Below are 223 nucleotides of genomic sequence, written 5' to 3'. Positions count from 1 at the left end.
CTCGATCGCGAGCGCGAGAAGCTCGACAAGGCGCTGGGCGGCATCAAGGACATGGGCTCGACGCCCGACCTGATGTTCGTGATCGACACCAACAAGGAAGCGATCGCCATTCTCGAGGCCAAGCGCCTCGGCATCCCGGTCGTCGCCATCATCGATTCCAACTGCGACCCGGACAAGATCGATTTCCCGATCCCCGGCAACGATGACGCGGCCCGCGCCATCC

Annotated in this window: 1 protein-coding gene; it reads left to right on the top strand. The window is 63.7% G+C overall.

All coding sequences use genetic code 11. The features are described from left to right. Nucleotides 1-223, top strand: a 223-nt coding sequence (gene rpsB, locus E5X34_RS32830) for a 30S ribosomal protein S2 (RefSeq protein ID WP_292573397.1), incomplete at both ends; no start/stop codon positions are given.

It is taken from the genome of Mesorhizobium sp. (assembly GCF_004963255.1).
GTDB lineage: Bacteria > Pseudomonadota > Alphaproteobacteria > Rhizobiales > Rhizobiaceae > Mesorhizobium.
Note: the sequence above shows the minus strand (reverse complement) of the source record. Positions and strands in the feature narration are given on the sequence as shown.